Genomic DNA, 16,641 nt, shown 5'->3' on the forward strand with positions numbered 1-16,641 from the left:
AAGAGACTGTACTCATGAAGAAAACGATATTGGCCGCGGCTTGTGCATGCCTGGCATTTAACACCGCTCAAGCGCAAGAATTGAAATCCGTAGGAATAACCGTTGGCTCGTTGGGGAATCCTTATTTCGTTGCGATGGTAAATGGCGCCAAAGCGCAGGCCTTGCAAATCAATCCAGCCGCAAAATTTACCTCAGTCTCGGCCGACTACGATTTAAACAAGCAGTTCACCCAGATCGATAACTTCATTTCATCGGGTGTCAACCTGATTCTTGTCAATGCCGTCGACCCTGTGGCAATTGCGCCTGCGATTGCGAAAGCGAGAAAGGCCGGCATCGTGGTTGTGGGTGTAGATGTCATGGTGCAAGGTGCCAACGCTACAGTACAGACAGATAACGTCGAAGCCGGCAGGATAGTCTGCCAGTACATTGCCGAGCAACTGGGTGGCAAGGGTAACGTTATTATCCAGAACGGAACGCAAACTTCCGCAGTCCTGGACCGGGTCAATGGTTGCAAGAGTGTTTTCGCACAGGCACCCGCTATCAAGGTATTGTCCGATAATCAGGATGCCAAAGGCTCGCGCGAAGGTGGCTACAGCGTGATGCAAGGCGACCTGACCCGCTTTGCGAAAGTCGACGCGGTATTCGCCATCAATGATCCCCAAGCCATAGGTGCAGACCTGGCAGCAAAGCAACTCAAGCGTAAAGGCATCATTATCGCATCGGTGGATGGAGCTCCCGATATAGAGACAGCACTCAAGAGCGATACACAGATCCAGGCCTCTGCGTCTCAGTCCCCTTGGGGCCAGGCACAACAGGCCGTCACGATGGGCAATGACCTGCTCAATGGCAAAGCCCTGGAAAGCACAACGGTACTGCTGCAACCCTCGCTGGTAACCCGGGCCAATGTCTCGGAGTACAAAGGCTGGCAAGCTGATCATTAACGGTTGAACCCAGCGGTATAAGGATCCTCAGCCTGTGATGCAGGGAATGGCTGCTGCGAGGTGCTCGCAGCAGCCTGAGGAAAGACAGAGCGACGCCTGCTGACGAGAAATCTGGCATGTATACCTACGCAAACACCCTTGTAAGCACAGCGCTACTCGACTACGTCAAGGCACTGCCTGGCGATCGAGTTGTCGTTGCGTTAGCGGGACCGCCTGGTGCCGGTAAATCCACCGTCTCCGAGGCCTTGGCACAGGCCCTTAATAACAGTATGCCGGGGAGCGCAGCGGTCATTCCCGGAGATGGCTTTCATTACGATGACGCGGTTCTCGGATCCTTGAACCTCTTGGATCGTAAGGGTTCCCCCGATACATTCGACGTGGGTGGCTTCAGGAATCTACTGCTGCGGCTTCGTGCGAACAACGAACCCACGGTTGCCGTTCCGGTATTCGATCGACGCCTGGAGATATCCCGTGCTGCAGGACGACTGGTTTCCTCTGAAGTGAAATATCTCATCGTGGAAGGCAACTACCTTCTATTGAACTTCGCCCCATGGTCGTCGTTGAGAAACTGTTTTGACGCGACGATTATGCTGCACGTCGATCGCAAAACCCTGGAGGCGCGACTGCTTGATCGATGGAGGTCATTCGGTTTCGATGAATCGGCCGCGTATGAAAAAGTCTGTCGAAACGACCTTCCGAATGCCGAACTTGTGATGTCAGCCAGCAGCGAAGCCGATTTTGCGCTCACCGATGAACAACCCACTGGCTCTCCTTGAGAAACAATCATGCCGTTGACCAACAGCGGCGCTTGATCTGCTATCCGCCTTGCCACAATTGATTCAATGACAACCTGTAGCGAACCTTTAAAGAGCAAATGACTATGTATCTGGTATGTGGCGAAGCCCTGTTCGATTTCTTCAGTGAAAACGACGCTGGCGTTCAAGCTTCAAAAGTGAACTACAAGGCCGTTGCTGGCGGCTCACCGTTCAACGTCGCCGTGGGACTGCGGCGCCTGGGCATCGATGCAGCACTGTTCGCCGGGTTGTCCACCGACTACCTGGGCCGGCGCTTACGGCAAGTACTGCAGGAGGAAGGCGTGCGCCCGGACTACCTGCAGGACTTCGATGCACCGACCACCCTCGCCATGGTCGCCGTCGGTGCCGACGGCTCGCCGCATTACAGCTTCCGCGGCGAAGGCTGCGCCGATCGCCAGCTGTTGCCAGGGCACTTGCCTGAGTTGGGCGCTGAGGTGCGCGGGTTGCATATCGGCTCGTTCTCGTTGGTGGTGCAGCCGATTGCCGATACCCTGCTGGCGCTGGTCCGCCGGGAAAGCGGCAAACGCCTGATCAGCCTCGACCCCAACGTGCGACTCAACCCGGAGCCGGATATCGAGCGTTGGCGCGAACGCATCAGCACGCTGGTCGAGCATGCCGACCTGATCAAGGTCAGTGACGAAGACCTGAACCTGCTCTACCCCGGGCGCGACCCGCAGAACGTGATCGAGGGTTGGCTGGAGCACCGCTGCCAACTGGTATTCCTCACCCGCGGCGGTCAGGGCGCCACCGTGTTCAGCCGCCGCCATGGCACCTGGTCGGTGCCGGCCCGTGCCGTGGCGATGGTCGACACCGTGGGCGCCGGTGACACCTTCCAGGCGGCATTGATCGCTTGGCTGACCGAGCAGCAGCTGGATTCGGTGGAAGGCTTGCAGCGCTTGAGCCGCGAACAGATCGACGCAATGCTCACCTTTGCCGTCAGCGCCGCCGCCCTGACCTGTGGCAAGACCGGGCCGGACTTGCCTTTGCGGCATCAGTTGGATTGACATCTGGTCAGGGTCGGCGCCGCGGGCACTGCGGTCTTCGCGGGGGTCTCCGGCCTGGCCTGGGGTGAATCTGTCCATAAAGACATTACAGGTATCATTTGATAACTCATCACATTTGCGTATGATATGGATTCTCATTAACAACAAGCCAAATGTGAGTGCACATGTACACCCCCATCTCCCTGTGTTCACAAAACACCGTTCCGCCCCGCGCGCAGCTGGCTGTGCGCCCCCTGGCCCTGGCCGTGCACATGCTGGCAGCCGGTATCGCCTTCGCGGCGCCATCCGCGCAGGCGGCGGAGCAAACTGAGCAAACAGAGACAGGGAGTGCTCTGACCCTGGCCCCGATCGCTGTCACGGAGACGGCCGTTCGCGAGCGCAGTGCGGTCACCGAAGACACGCACTCGTACACGACCGCGGCGGCACGCACGGCCACGCCGTTGAGCATGTCCCTGCGGGAGACGCCGCAGTCGGTCAGCGTCGTCACCCAGCAGCGCATCCAGGACCAGGACCTGCATACGATCCTCGACGTGGTCAACAATGCCACCGGTGTCTCGGTCAACCGCTACGAGACCAGCCGGGCGCAGTTCAACGCCCGCGGCTTTGAGCTCAACTCGCTGATGATCGATGGCGTGCCCACCCTCTACGAACAGCCCTGGAGTTCGGGGGAGATTTTCAGCAGCCTGGCCATGTATGACCGCGTTGAAGTGGTCCGTGGCGCCAACGGTTTGATGACCGGTGCCGGCGACCCCTCCGCGTCCATCAACATGGTGCGCAAGCGCGCCAGCAGCACCGACCTGAAGGGCTCGCTGGAACTGAGCGCCGGCTCCTGGGACACCTATGGCGTCGAGGCTGACGTGTCCAGCGCGCTGAACCAGGAAGGCACCATTCGCGGGCGTTTGGTCGCGGAGAGCAACGAGGGCGACACCTGGATCGACATGAACTCGAACAAGCGCCAGACCGTCTACGGCACCATGGACATCGACCTGACGCCCGACACCACGCTCTGGTTCGGCTTGAGCCGGCAGGAAAGCAACGCCGACTCGCCGATGTGGGGCGGCCTGCCCGTCTGGTACGCAGATGGCGGTCGCACCAACTGGAGCCGCTCGAAGTCGACCTCCGCCAAGTGGAGCAAGTGGGACACCACCTACGAGACCTACTTCGTCAATCTCGATCACACCTTTGCCAACGACTGGCAAGTCAACCTCAGCTACAACCGTGGCGAGCGCACCGGCGACTCTTCCCTGCTGTACCTGTCGGGCAATCCCGGCCGGAACGGCAGCTCAGGCATGTCTTCGTTCCCGGCGACCTACAAGACCGAGACCACCCAGGACGACTACGCCATCCGCTTCAATGGCCCGTTCAAGCTGTTGGGCCGCGAGCACGAATTGGCCTTCGGTTATGTGGACAGCAAGCAGAAGTTCGACGCCGACTCGCTCGACGCGCAAACAGGCTTTGACGGCGTTGCCGATTTCGATGCCTACAGCGGCAACTTCGCCGAGCCGGTATGGGGCCCGCGGACCGACTACGGCTACAGCGAGACCCGGCAGAAGGGCCTCTATGCAGCCACCCGCCTGAACGTGACCGACGATTTGAAAGTGATTCTCGGCGCCCGTGAAAGCTGGTACGAGAAGACCAGTGATGACATCTTCTCGGACGTGAGCAAGGTCGATGTCGACCATGAGCTGACGCCTTATGCAGGCATCGTCTACGACCTCACCGACAACCTCTCGGCCTATGCCAGCTACACGGAAATCTTCCTGCCGCAGTCGGTACGCGACAGCAGTGGCCAGACATTGGAGCCGATCGTTGGCGAGAGCACCGAAATCGGCCTGAAGGGCGAGTACTTCGACGGCCGCCTGAACGCCTCCGCGGCCATTTTCCAGATCAAGCAGGATAACCTGGGCCAGAACACCGGCCAGCTGATCGATCCTTCGAACCCGGTCGGCGGCTTCGCCTACGAGGCCAGTGAAGGCGCGACCAGCAAGGGCTTCGAGCTGGAAGTGTCCGGCGAACTCGCGACCAACTGGAATGCATCGGTGGGCTACACCCAGTTCACCGCCGAAGATGCCAACGGCGACAACGTCAACACGCTGTACCCGACCAAGTTGCTGCGCACCTTTACCACCTACCGCCTGCCAGGGGCTTTCAACAAGCTGACCGTCGGCGGCGGGGTCAACTGGCAGGACTCGATCTACACCTACGCCACCAACCCCGCAGGCAACTCCGAGAAGATCCAGCAGGACGCCTACGCCCTGGTCAACCTGATGGCCCGCTACGAAATCACCGAAAACCTCTCGGCCCAGGTGAATGCCGACAACATCACCGACCAGAAGTACTTCGACATCTTCGATGCCTACGGCGCCCTGACCTACGGTGCACCGCGCAGCATTACGGCTTCGGCGAAGTACCGCTTCTAAGGCACCCGGTCGGGTGGCGCTGCGCTGCTCTGCCCGAGATGAACCCGACGAAGAAAAACCCAACACCGGCCTGGCGCCGGTGTTGTGCCAATTCCCTGTAGGAGCCCGGCTTGCCGGCGAAGGCGTCTTCACGGCCACCGCAAGACTCAAGGCCGCCTTCGCTGGCAAGCCAGCTCCTACAGGGATTTTCAGTGAATACGAAATCGGTGAACCACACCGATCCCCTGTAGGAGCCCGGCTTGCCGGCGAAGGCGTCATCACGGCCACCGCAAGACTCAAGGCCGCCTTCGCTGGCAAGCCAGCTCCTACAGGGATTTTCAGTGAACACAAAATCGGTGAACCACACCGATCCCCTGTAGGAGCCCGGCTTGCCGGCGAAGGCGTCATCACGGCCACCGCAAGACTCAAGGCCGCCTTCGCTGGCAAGCCAGCTCCTACAGTTGATTTTCAGTGAACACAAAATCCGTGAACCACACCGATCCCCTGTAGGAGCCCGGCTTGCCGGCGAAGGCGTCTTCATGGCCACCGCAAGACTCAAGGCCGCCCTCTGCTTGTGCAGCACAACGGCAGCAGGAATTCGCGAGGGTAGGACAAAATATAATGATACGTTATAGAATAACATTAAACGCCCTATCGGTTATCTACCGACAGCGCTATCCACCCCCCTGCCTGCGACTTTCCATGACCCACCTTACCCAAATCCCCCCCACCACAAACGTCAGCCAACGCCTGATGTCCATCGATGCCCTTCGGGGATTGGTGATCATCTTTATGCTGCTGGATCACGTGCGCGAAACGTTCTTCCTGCACCGTCAAGTCGCCGACCCGATGGCCATCGACACCACCGACCCGACGTTATTCTTCAGCCGCACACTCGCCCATTTATGTGCGCCGGTATTCGTTCTGCTCACGGGCCTGTCAGCCTACCTGTACGGCGAAAAGCACCGAGGCAAGCACGATGTGTCGCTGTTCCTGTTCAAGCGTGGCCTGTTCCTGGTGCTGCTGGAATTCACCCTGGTGAATTTCGCCTGGACATTCCAGCTCCCGCCCACCGTGATCTACCTGCAGGTCATCTGGGCGATTGGCGTCAGCATGATTGCCCTCGCGGCACTGGTCTGGCTACCTCGGCCAGTCCTCTGTGTCCTGGGCCTGATCATCGTCGCCGGACACAACCTACTCGATCCCCTGCACTTCCCGGTCGGCTCGGCGATGCACATCCCTTGGGCGATCCTGCATGATCGCGGCTGGCTCGAATTCTCGGACAGCCTGCGCCTGCGCAGCTCATACCCGGTACTGCCATGGATCGGCGTGATCGCCCTGGGTTACTGCATCGGCCCCTGGTTCTCTCGCGCAGCCTCCACCCCCGTGCGTCAGCGCTATTTGCTGCTGGCAGGCGCCGGCGCATTGATCGGCTTCGTCGCCCTGCGCCTGCTCAACGGTTATGGCGAGGCGCACTGGCTGGTCTATGAAAGCACCCCGCACACCGTCATGAGCTTCTTCAACATCACCAAATACCCCCCTTCCCTGCTCTTCCTGTCGCTGACGCTGGGGGTGGGCCTGCTATTGCTTCTTGCCTTTGAACGGGCGCAGCAACGCAAGTGGATCGGCACCTTGACGGTGTTTGGCGCGGCGCCGATGTTCTTCTACCTGCTCCACCTCTACGTACTGAAAGTGATGTACGTGATCAGCGTGGCAGTGTTCGGTGCGAACCAAGGCAACTACTTCGGCTTCGACAGCATCTGGGCGGTGTGGCTGACGGCGGTGCTGCTGGCTGCAACGCTGTATCTGCCAGTGCGCTGGTTCGCCGCATTGAAGGCGCGGCGGCGCGATATCGGCTGGCTTAAATACTTTTAACGGGACACAGGTGGCGGGGGCGCGCGCTGGCAAGGCGTTTGCCCACACCTTTTTTTACGACGCTGACCAAGCAGCTGTCGGCCGCCGCTGCACAGCCTCGGTCGATTGCTGCCCTTCGCAACAGGCAGGAATCGACCAACAGCGGCACACCGACAAGGTGGGTCAATATCTCCAGAAAACCGGAGTTACCAGTACTAACACCGTCAGGATTTCCAGCCTTCCCAGAAGCATTCCCACGGTCAGCAGCCATTTGGCGGCATCCGGTAATGATGAGAAATTACCTGCCGGCCCAATGATCGCGCCAAGCCCTGGCCCGACGTTACACACTGCGGTAGCTGCGCCGCTCAATGCTGTTGTCCAATCAAGTCCAATGAGCGCCAAGCCCAACGCGATGGCGGCAATTGTGATGGTGAAGAAAAACGAGAAGGTCAACAGCGAGCGCAAGATCTCCTCGTCGATGGGATGACCGTTGTACTTCTTCTGAATCACGGCTCGAGGATGGATCAACTGCTTCAAACTACTGACCAACAGGGCGCCAGCAACCTGAAATCGGAAGATTTTAAGCCCGCCTGCAGTTGAGCCTGAACATCCTCCGACAAAGGTCAGATAGAAAAAGAGCAAGACAGCGAAGCTGCCCCATAACGTGTAGTCGCCAACCGCAACTCCGGTGGTCGTGACGATCGAGGTCACATTGACTGCCACGATACGAAACGCATCCCACCATCCGTAATCGCTGTGAAAACACAGCCAGGTTCCCACGGCCAGCGATGTAACGAGCAAGAATCCAATGAATCCGCGTACCTGGTGGTCCTTGATCAGCGCACGCCGATTGCCCCGCAATGAGGCGACGTACAAGGTGAATGGCAGGCTACCCAGAATCATGATAACCACTGCCACCCAGTGAATCGCTGGTTGCGTCCAATGCCCCAGTGAGGCATCCGACGTTGAGAACCCCCCGGTAGAGATCAACGACATGGCGTGGTTGACCGCTTCAAATGGCGTCATCCCGGCGAGCCAGAGTGCCAGGGCGCCGATGCCAGTAAGCCCCAGATAGAGCACAAGAATGTACTTGGCTGCCACATGGGAACGCGGTGTCACTTTCTCCGACCAATCTGAGGACTCTGTCTGGAACAGACGCATGCCGCCCACTCGCAACAGTGGAAGGATCGCCACAGCCATGCCGATAAAACCGATACCGCCCAACCAATGCAGCATCGAGCGCCATATCAACAAGCCGGGAGATGCGCTATCCAGACCGGTGAGTACAGTCGAACCAGTGGTTGTGATCCCAGACATCGTTTCAAAGAATGCGTCGGTGTAGCCGATATGGCTGATAAACACCATTGGCAACGCTGCGAATATGCACACAACCACCCAGCTTGCGGTCGTCAGCAGGTACATATCCCTGGGACGAAGCTGACCAGTATCCGGGCGCCCCCGCACGATCATCAGGAGGCCACAGACGAAGGAAATCAAACTCGACCAGAGAAATGCCGACAGATCGTCGCTACGCCCATAGACCACCAGTGTGATCATGGGAATGGCCATGCATACGGCCAGCGTGATCAGAAAAATACCTAAGATGAAGCCGACAAGCCGAATTGCTGAGAAGGACATAACAGGTGCGTTCCAAATTACCACCGCGCAGTATCGGATGCCCAACCTGAAAGTCCCGTAAATTTTGCGTAAAACTTTTACGAGCAACACCAGCCTTGCCTACTTCGAAATTCATGAAGAGAACCGGGCTGAAGAAGACACCGAGTACAACAACAACCTCCCGCCCAACGCGCTCGTGGATTGGGCCTACGTCGGCATCAAGGCAAAAACCAAAGGCTATGAAGCCGAGATCTCCGGCGAACTGGCACCGGGCTGGCAAGTTCAAGCGGGCTACACCCACAAGGTCATTCGTGATGACAGCGGCAAAAGTTTTCCCAGGACCCGTACTGGCTGGTCGACCTGATGGCGCGTTACCAGGTGAGCAAAAACCTCTCCGCCTCGGTGAACGTCAACAACGTGCTCGACAAGAAGTACTTCACCAATATCGGGTTCTAGAGATCGTCGTACTACGGGAATCCGCGGAACGTGATGGTGTCGACACGCTGGGATTTCTGACGTCCTGCCCTCCTCTGCAAATAGCGTCCGATCAATTGCTCAGGACACTGGACCGTGGTCTTGGGCTCCGGACCGCTACTCAGTAGCTGCAAGATTTGCATGACTTCGCCATACATGCCCGATAGTAGTTCTGAGCTTCTACCGCGATGGACTTGTCGGTGATACTACGGTCCCTGCGCACCTTGGCAGCGGTAGGATACTTCTGGTTGGTCTCGGCATTGCAATCGCCCACCACTTTTCTGTCTTCCGGCGTCAACTCATCAAGTGGTTTGCCTTCACCCGCCTTGGGAAAGACGACTCTGCCGAACACCAACTGTGGTTTCACGCCACCGTGTTTAATCGCCCACGCCTGCAGTTCAGCCTCATCGAGTATTCCCGGATACCTCGAATGCACATTGACCCTGCCTTTATTGGGCACGATATCGATAGTCGCATTGAACATCTGATGCGCGTAGTCATGGAATGCCGGCCGTGCAAACTCGGGCATTTCATAGCGATCGTCGAGGATCTTGAACCCGACACCATTGGTCAATAGCGCCTCCACCGAGACCTGCGCCAGGTACTGATGCAGCAGTGCAGTATCCCGGCGCTCGCGCGCCTGCTCATATTGAAGGAAGACTTGCGGCAGGTTGGGTGCGTTACTGGGGGTTTCTCGCAAGAGCTGACGGGCCCGCAGATAGCCTGGAACCACCGTTTTCATGTCTTCGGGAATATTGTCCTGGACCCTTTCCCGGTCGTTTCGCCATTTTTGCATCGTGCAGCTGTTCTGGCAGGCCTGCTGTTCGGCGAAGGTGCCGTAACACACGCAATCGGCCTGAACCAATACCGGTGCGCCGAAGCAAAGCATCAGCAGCATGGCCTGCCAGAGCTTGTGGGGGATAAGCTGGGGGGTGTGTGAATCGATCATGGTTTCCGTCCTCGCCTCTGCACGAGCGTGGATGATCAGTCCAGATGCGTGGGACAGCGATTGCACTAGACCGGTTGCGGATTTAGAGCGACGAGCCGCAATGTCGCGACGATGACCTTACGTGCAGGAGGTTCGATCCACTCGATGATTGAGTGTAGGTGAAAGAAGGGACTGGCAGATTTTTTAGGGGGCTACTATTTAGATAGGCCCTGTAGCTTCTAAAAGGAGCGCACGATGAACGACGAACAGGTAGCACCCGAGACGCAAGGCGTTACGGTGAAGTTACTGGCAACGGTTGACCTTGGTCCTGAGATTGAGGGCATGGCAGGCCGCCAACTCAGAATGCGTATGGTGACTATCGAGCCCGGAGGCGTCTTTGGCCCGATTCACAACCATAAAGACCGGCCAGGCACCGTCTATATCCTGCAAGGAACGATCACTGATCATCGAAATGGAATTGCCAGGGACTATGCGCCGGGCGTGGGCTGGCCTGAGGACAGGAATACCACACACTGGCTTGAGAACAGGGGAACGGTTCCAGCGGTGGAGATATCGGTTGATATTGTCAGGCAAGAGTGAGCGCTGGGCCAACTGAATTGCACTGGGGTTTATGACTTCCGTACTGGCTGGGCGACTTGATGGCGCGCTACCAGTTGAGCAAAAAACCTGTTCGCCTCAGTGAACGTCAACAACGTGCTCGATAAGAAGTACTTCACCAATATTGGGTTCTACAGATCGTCGTATTACGGAGATCCGCGGAAGGTGATGGTGTCGACACGCTGGGATTTCTGACTTCTTGCTCGCATCTGCAAATAGCGCAGCAGGCAACAAAAAACTCATTCCTGTGGTGCGGTCATCCCCCAGCAATCTTTAACCGAGGCTACGAAACCTGCACAATTGCCGGCTTTTTCTCGACAGGAAGTCCGACCATGCAACGGATTGTGATTCTCGGCAACGCCGGTAGCGGCAAATCCACCCTCGCCCGCGCCCTCGGCAGACGCCTTGGCCTGCCCGTGGTGCACCTGGACACATTGTTCTGGGAGCCTGGCTGGGTCGAACCCGACGCTGAGCAATTCCGTGCGCGGGTCAGTGAAGCGATTGCACCGGATGCCTGGGTTTGTGAAGGCAACTATGCGCGGCGTACATTCGATCTTCGCCTGCCTCGCGCCGACTTGATCATCTGGCTCGATACGCCGAGGCTCATCTGTTTAACCCGGGTGATCGTGCGCAGTGTAATGAACCGCCCTCGCGCTGATCTGGCTGCAGGTTGTACGGAGAAGATTGACCGGGCGTTTTTGAGCTTTCTGAATTTTGTGTGGAATTTTGATCGTGGTTATCGTTCGGGCATTGAGGCGGTGCGGTTGGCTGTGGGGCCACATATTCCTACGATGCATTTGTGTGGTGACCGGCAGATTGCTGCATTTTTTGATGGCTGCATCAGCTGAAACCCTGTCTTGAGTAGATGGACAGCAGCAATCGCCACCGGTGGTAATACTGAGACAACCACGCTCGTATGGGATGAAGGACGAGCAGAATCGCACTCCATCAAGAACGTCCGGTTTTAGGTCGGTTGCAACCCTGTGCGACAGGCAGCAACCGGCCAAAAGCAGCCGGTCCACATTAGTTTAGACAGCGCCTGTTTTCTGAGTACAGGTAAAGACGCAGCCACACACCGCGATACCGGATGCAAATGCTTTAACCTCAGCAGCCTCATTCCTGTCGCATGACGAGAAGCGTGAAAACGAGCCCTCAACTACTCTTGGTATAGACACGCTTCGTGCAAATCCAGTAATGTCTCAGGCGAATTTAGTCTCGTACTTGATCTAGCAAAAAAGGCTGTCCGTCCTTGGTGCACTGCACCTTTATACGCTGATCGAAACGCTGAGTATCTCATGCTAGACACGGAAAGCGAGAGAAGCAAATAGTGCATACACTACGCCCATTCTGGAAGTTGCTTACCAGTTGGCGTCTACTTGTATTTTTATAAATAACGGCTAATCAGAAATGGCAAAAACTTCCAAAGGATCAATGAGAAAGATTGAAGTCTCATGCGTTGCATGGATTGACCTCCTTGCCTACGGTTCTCAAATCAGTGCCTCCGGTTTCAATCCGGCTCATGAATCTGCAAACTCTGCGATTCATCGCCTTGATCGTCTTCACCAAGCAGTAAGTGAGAAGGCAAACCGTTATTTTCCGACTCTTGCAATGAATGATGGAATAATCGCGTACCGCGATCTTTCCCCTCGATCACACAGCGTGACATATGACTTTTTAAATCGAAGCATCGATCTTTTTCACCATATAAACAATATTGACATGAATGAGCTAGGCCACCCTGGGGCTCGTATGGTGGTTGCCCCTGGATTCCGTGTTAGGCGAACCTTAAGCTTTGAAAAACACCTGAACGAAGGCAGAGGAAAAAGGATCAAGGAAAAACTTCGCGAAGGTTCCATAACACCAGAGCAAGCGGTCAACGAAGCACTGAAATCGCGACAGTTCTTCGATTCAACCCCAGAACTTCAAGGTAATTTTGCCTTAACTCGTGCTTATCTTGCTGACGAATCAGGCTCTGCCGCAGGTCTTGGTGGAGCTAACTGCTTTATCGACCTTAGTCTGTTCTCAAACCCGCATCCGGACTGGATTGCCTTCTCAAAAACTATCGAGTGGTCATCACGTGGCATGGCGGCTACCTTTGGCTGTCTCGATAAACTCGATCATGAAAAGGCCTCGTCAATTCAAAGCAAAGGAATTTTGGATGCATTCGAGATTGCTAAGACGCTCAGTGATGACCCTGACATTGAGGTCAAGCTGCGGCAAGAGCAATTCAGAATCGTCCGGTAGTGCAGTAAATTTAATCATTCACTCAATCACTAACTTGAGATGAAAGAAAGCCCACCACTTTACCAATTGTTTCTCCGACTACCTTCGGACTACCACGAGAATGAATAAACGAACTATACAAACATTCCTACAGTACGGTGTGTCGACTATCCTGGCCGAGAAAGCAAATCAAGCGGGGCTCACAGCCTCTAAGGCGCGAGCCCTCAGCCGGAAGGATATGGAGTTAAAGTACGGCTTGTCTGGGAACGAGGCGAAAGCTCTCTCTATTGCTGTCCGGCGCTCTGCAATAGACTCAGGCGTAGTGCAGTTGCTGCTTGAGCGCAGTAACTTCGTTTGCTGCGTATGTAAGGGCGTGAAGAGTCCCGCTTACATCATTCATCACATTGTTGAGTACGAAAAAACACAGGACAACAATTACAAAAACCTTGTCGTTCTATGTCCGACTGATCACGATCTAGCGCACCAAGGAGGGCTCACGCTCCGCCTGACCGACGATCAGATTCGCAGGGCGAAGACTTCCTGGGAAAAGCAAGTAGAATTGGCAAATGCTCAACGTGCCGCGCAGAAAATCGAAGTCAGCGATGACGCAATTGACTACGTAAACGTGAAGCGTATCGAAGAACTCTGTGTCCGACTTTTCAAGAGAATTCCGCAAACAGGGCTAACGGCCAGTCTCAAAGCGGCTGGCATCCTGAAGAAGGATGGCTCGTTTGATCAAAAGCACGTTCAGACTAATCTCTCAGGAGGTCGATACCTCTTTGACTACATTACGCACCAGGAGACAGAGCACTATAAGCAGCTGATGCAGGAAATCGCGAAGGTAGTCGATTTCATTGACTTAGGTGCGGCCGTATCAACGAGGTTGACACAGCTCAAGGGAGCTGAAGGAAAGTATGCCTTCTTCATCGGTGGAGTCCATGCGAAAGGGCCTGATCTACCAATAACCGCATCTACGCCTGCAGTGGTGATGTTCTACTCGCGGAAGAAACATCGCATTGAGTGGATTCTTGATCCAATCTTCTTGATGTCGATGTCCGCTATCGCTCGGATAGGCGGCACGAACCGTTACATCATCTATTGCTTGGTTCGAACGGTGGAGAAACTGGAAGATGGATCGGTGTTGGTGAAGGCGAGCCCCCTTCTTATCGCACAGCCGACAAAGTACGTCGACAAGACTCCTGCGATCAGTTATCAAAAAAGGTACGAGTGATATATCGCAGATGGGCTAGTCGAGGAGGACGTTTGAATCACTCCCATCTGAACGCTGGCAGCTACAAACACCTTGGGGTTGGAAGAAAAACATGTTGCTTGGTTCTCGACCACCGACTAGCGAGGCGATGCAAGGCAACTCGATGTTACTACCTGCTGACCGTGCGGCTGTTGGCTCGTCGTTTAGAAAGAGCATGGGTCTTCATGTGCTAAGAAGGTCTGACTTTGATAATCACGACCGAGCGCAACCGACCCAAAGCGGCCCTTCGCGAAGGGCCGCAATCGGCCAGAAGCAGTCATTCCACGACCAGAAAAAATGGTACGATTCAGATCTCGGTATTAGTGTGTTTTGTGGATATGTAAGCCCGCCAATGCTGACCAAGCGTTTTATTTCTGATTTGAAAGACACCTGGTAAGGCGGCAGGTGCTTTTTCTATCGCTGCATTATAGTCAACCATAAGAAGCAACACGTCGGACTCTGTGTACTTTCTCGCAGCTACGCTCTCTACGCGCTTGAATATTTCATCAATAGTAGTGGCGGAATTTCTATATGCTAAAAGCAACCCTAGTATGTCCGATGAAATTAAGAACACCACTGCTGCTATTAGTGCGCGCGAAAGATCTATTAAAGTTTCTGAAATTAGGGATGAAATCGCAACTCCACAAGCGCAAATTATGGACAGCATTAACACTGTAAATATGATGGTCATGATCTTGGCGCTAAACCGTTGCAGATCACGCGTCCAGTATGCGGACTCTTCTATCAGCTCTGATAGGCGCTTATAGCTTGGGGGTTCTCTGCTTGCGAAGTGATCCTCTTCTCGCGCACGCGGTCGGCCCAATGTAGAAATTTCGAAACCATCAATAATTCGTAATTTCTGTCCTGCGGGAGGAACCTTATCAAGTCCACTTATGAGTAAGACGGCCCGACGGGCCTGATCTCCAGCCGAACGATGTCGTTGCTGGCGCTGACTAAAGTGTACCCAAAGGAGCATGAGCAAAAGGCCAGCCCCAGCTGCGTGTAAAAGATATTTGTTGCCAATTAGATAGACTGAACATGCTGCAACCCAAGCGATTGCAAGCTGGGTGAATATCATTTTTATCTGAATGCGCTGGGCCTCATCTAGCTCACTGCGCTGATGAGTAAGTAAGTGGTCTACGCTGAAGGAACCCTCAACTTTATGTAATACAGATTTTATAAAAAATGTTTTCTTATGTGTATATTTATCAAGGTCATCGCAATGGGCCCTAGCGAGATTTTGCTTTAGCTCAGTGTATTCTTTTACTAGGCCTTGATCTGCGGCAAGCTCGTCTCGAAAAACAAGCATGTCTTGCCCCCATCGATCATTTGGACGGCATATGTGGAGATGAAAGCCATCCGAGTTGTCAGGTTGGCATTTGGTAAGGAAGTATCTCGGCGCCTCCTTATCGTACTCCTTCATGCGATAGCCAATTTTTTTTAATTTTTCTAAAATTTTTTCGACTGTCGACCAATGGTGAACTGAAACCAATATATCGATTATGGGCTTGCTTGGTAGGCCATCGACAGCTGTAGAGCCAACATGGTCGATAAAAAATTTTTCGCGTGTTGCAATTGCGCGAATAGCTTCGGCCTCTCTAGTGAACGTTTCTTTCCAAGCGAGGTCATGTTCGAAAATACTGATCACCTGCGTTGCAGATTCGAAACTGCAACTTGATTCAGGAATACTCATGAAAACACCTTGGTTTGAACTATATTAACTTTCGTGAGCTTTTTCGCCCGCGGCGTACCGACCTTTCCGCCTTTGAATTTACGCCGCAATAATCAACTACTGCCTTCACTTCAACCTCTATGCTTGATGGATATCAGTGGGGCCTGATTGCAGGGTGCCATGATGAATTAATGGTGTCTAGCCTAGCGATGGAAATGAACCGGGGTCTGCCCGGGGTCCCAGACGAGGCGCGGCGATTGATGCTGAACGAATACCAGGACGCATCGAGTGCGGCCTTAAAGGTCGGCTATGAAAACTCTTTCCAGTGAAATCGTGAATGTGCCCGGTTGTTTGGCGTGCGCGCCTAAGCGAGATATCGCGATAATGCGCGGCCAATCCGTCGACGCTTGTTTGCGCAACAACGGCGGATAAACGATTCCACATTTAGATACTTTCCATTTTGACTGACCGTTTCTGGCCGATTCCTGCCTGTCGCCACCGTCGGCTTTGGGCCGACAGTCAACACCGAAAAATCGCGAGACGAAAGCTCTGGAATGCGCTATTCGGCATGAGCGAAGTCTCATGCTCTATCTATGCCGAACCATTCCCCACGTCCGCCGGGGGGCAGCCTCGCTTGGGGAGACGCCTTGAGCATTGCGTACAAGAACTCCTTGAATAATTGCATTCGTCATGCCGGCCGATCCGGCACGCCGGATACTCGTCACATGGCGCTGGCCGAGTGCAGAAATCAGCCGTGCAGCAATGTTCAATCAAGCAAATTAAACACCCACGAAAGGCGCATGTTTAATCGTCCTACTGCTCACTTCCTGAAAGCTACAACACCTTG

General features: G+C 55.0%; 13 protein-coding genes and 2 pseudogenes. 12 read left to right on the forward strand and 3 right to left on the reverse strand.

Going from position 1 to position 16,641, the window contains the following annotated elements:
- Positions 1 to 14 precede the first annotated feature (14 nt).
- The 6 genes from ELQ88_RS22615 (at position 15) to ELQ88_RS22640 (ending at position 7,034) form a co-directional block, all read left to right on the forward strand.
- Positions 15 to 941 (forward strand): ABC transporter substrate-binding protein, encoded by a 927-nt coding sequence (locus ELQ88_RS22615; RefSeq protein WP_064678481.1) that lies wholly within the window; start codon positions 15 to 17, stop codon positions 939 to 941.
- Positions 942 to 1,057: 116 nt separating this feature from the next.
- Positions 1,058 to 1,717 (forward strand): nucleoside/nucleotide kinase family protein, encoded by a 660-nt coding sequence (locus ELQ88_RS22620; RefSeq protein WP_138967882.1) that lies wholly within the window; start codon positions 1,058 to 1,060, stop codon positions 1,715 to 1,717.
- A 104-nt stretch (positions 1,718 to 1,821) separates the two neighbouring features.
- Positions 1,822 to 2,760, forward strand: a complete 939-nt coding sequence (locus ELQ88_RS22625; protein WP_138969565.1) for a carbohydrate kinase — start codon at positions 1,822 to 1,824, stop codon at positions 2,758 to 2,760.
- Between the two features lie 164 nt (positions 2,761 to 2,924).
- Positions 2,925 to 5,180 carry a TonB-dependent siderophore receptor gene (locus tag ELQ88_RS22630; protein ID WP_138967884.1) on the forward strand — a complete coding sequence of 752 codons (2,256 nt, stop codon included), beginning with the start codon at positions 2,925 to 2,927 and terminating at the stop codon, positions 5,178 to 5,180.
- A 13-nt stretch (positions 5,181 to 5,193) separates the two neighbouring features.
- Complete coding sequence (locus ELQ88_RS22635; protein WP_138967886.1) at positions 5,194 to 5,634, forward strand: hypothetical protein; 441 nt, start codon at positions 5,194 to 5,196, stop codon at positions 5,632 to 5,634.
- Positions 5,635 to 5,861: 227 nt separating this feature from the next.
- Positions 5,862 to 7,034: a DUF1624 domain-containing protein gene (locus tag ELQ88_RS22640; protein WP_138967888.1), complete on the forward strand. Its 1,173-nt coding sequence runs from the start codon at positions 5,862 to 5,864 to the stop codon at positions 7,032 to 7,034.
- 162 nt (positions 7,035 to 7,196) lie between these two features.
- Here the strand turns inward: ELQ88_RS22640 and ELQ88_RS22645 are convergent, their stop codons facing one another.
- Positions 7,197 to 8,651, reverse strand: coding sequence for a TrkH family potassium uptake protein (locus tag ELQ88_RS22645; protein ID WP_138967890.1), 1,455 nt, complete (start codon positions 8,649 to 8,651; stop codon positions 7,197 to 7,199).
- Between the two features lie 85 nt (positions 8,652 to 8,736).
- Between ELQ88_RS22645 and ELQ88_RS22650 the strand changes: the two are divergent.
- Positions 8,737 to 9,086, forward strand: a pseudogene (locus tag ELQ88_RS22650) (TonB-dependent receptor); the annotation flags it as partial.
- Positions 9,087 to 9,225: 139 nt separating this feature from the next.
- On the opposite strand, the gene ELQ88_RS22655 reads toward ELQ88_RS22650, so the two are convergent.
- Complete coding sequence (locus ELQ88_RS22655; RefSeq protein WP_138967892.1) at positions 9,226 to 10,053, reverse strand: hypothetical protein; 828 nt, start codon at positions 10,051 to 10,053, stop codon at positions 9,226 to 9,228.
- A gap of 234 nt (positions 10,054 to 10,287) precedes the next feature.
- On the opposite strand from ELQ88_RS22655, the gene ELQ88_RS22660 reads away from it, so the two are divergent.
- The 5 genes and pseudogenes from ELQ88_RS22660 to ELQ88_RS22680 all read left to right on the forward strand — a co-directional run bounded on the left by ELQ88_RS22660 (position 10,288) and on the right by ELQ88_RS22680 (position 14,104).
- Positions 10,288 to 10,632, forward strand: coding sequence for a cupin domain-containing protein (locus ELQ88_RS22660; protein WP_138967894.1), 345 nt, complete (start codon positions 10,288 to 10,290; stop codon positions 10,630 to 10,632).
- A 38-nt stretch (positions 10,633 to 10,670) separates the two neighbouring features.
- Positions 10,671 to 10,845 (forward strand): annotated as a pseudogene (locus tag ELQ88_RS22665) (hypothetical protein); the annotation flags it as partial.
- A gap of 137 nt (positions 10,846 to 10,982) precedes the next feature.
- On the forward strand, positions 10,983 to 11,498 hold the full coding sequence (locus ELQ88_RS22670; RefSeq protein WP_138967896.1) for an AAA family ATPase: 516 nt from the start codon (positions 10,983 to 10,985) through the stop codon (positions 11,496 to 11,498).
- Positions 11,499 to 12,057: 559 nt separating this feature from the next.
- The gene (locus ELQ88_RS22675; RefSeq protein ID WP_138967898.1) at positions 12,058 to 12,894 is read left to right on the forward strand and encodes a hypothetical protein; all 837 of its coding nucleotides are present in this window, start codon (positions 12,058 to 12,060) and stop codon (positions 12,892 to 12,894) included.
- Positions 12,895 to 12,994: 100 nt separating this feature from the next.
- The gene (locus ELQ88_RS22680) at positions 12,995 to 14,104 is read left to right on the forward strand and encodes an HNH endonuclease signature motif containing protein (RefSeq protein ID WP_138967900.1); all 1,110 of its coding nucleotides are present in this window, start codon (positions 12,995 to 12,997) and stop codon (positions 14,102 to 14,104) included.
- Between the two features lie 325 nt (positions 14,105 to 14,429).
- Here the strand turns inward: ELQ88_RS22680 and ELQ88_RS22685 are convergent, their stop codons facing one another.
- Positions 14,430 to 15,815 (reverse strand): GrpB family protein, encoded by a 1,386-nt coding sequence (locus tag ELQ88_RS22685; protein WP_138967902.1) that lies wholly within the window; start codon positions 15,813 to 15,815, stop codon positions 14,430 to 14,432.
- Positions 15,816 to 16,641: the final 826 nt, after the last annotated feature.

The sequence above is a fragment of the Pseudomonas sp. MPC6 genome (genome assembly GCF_006094435.1).
In the GTDB taxonomy this organism is placed as follows: domain Bacteria; phylum Pseudomonadota; class Gammaproteobacteria; order Pseudomonadales; family Pseudomonadaceae; genus Aquipseudomonas.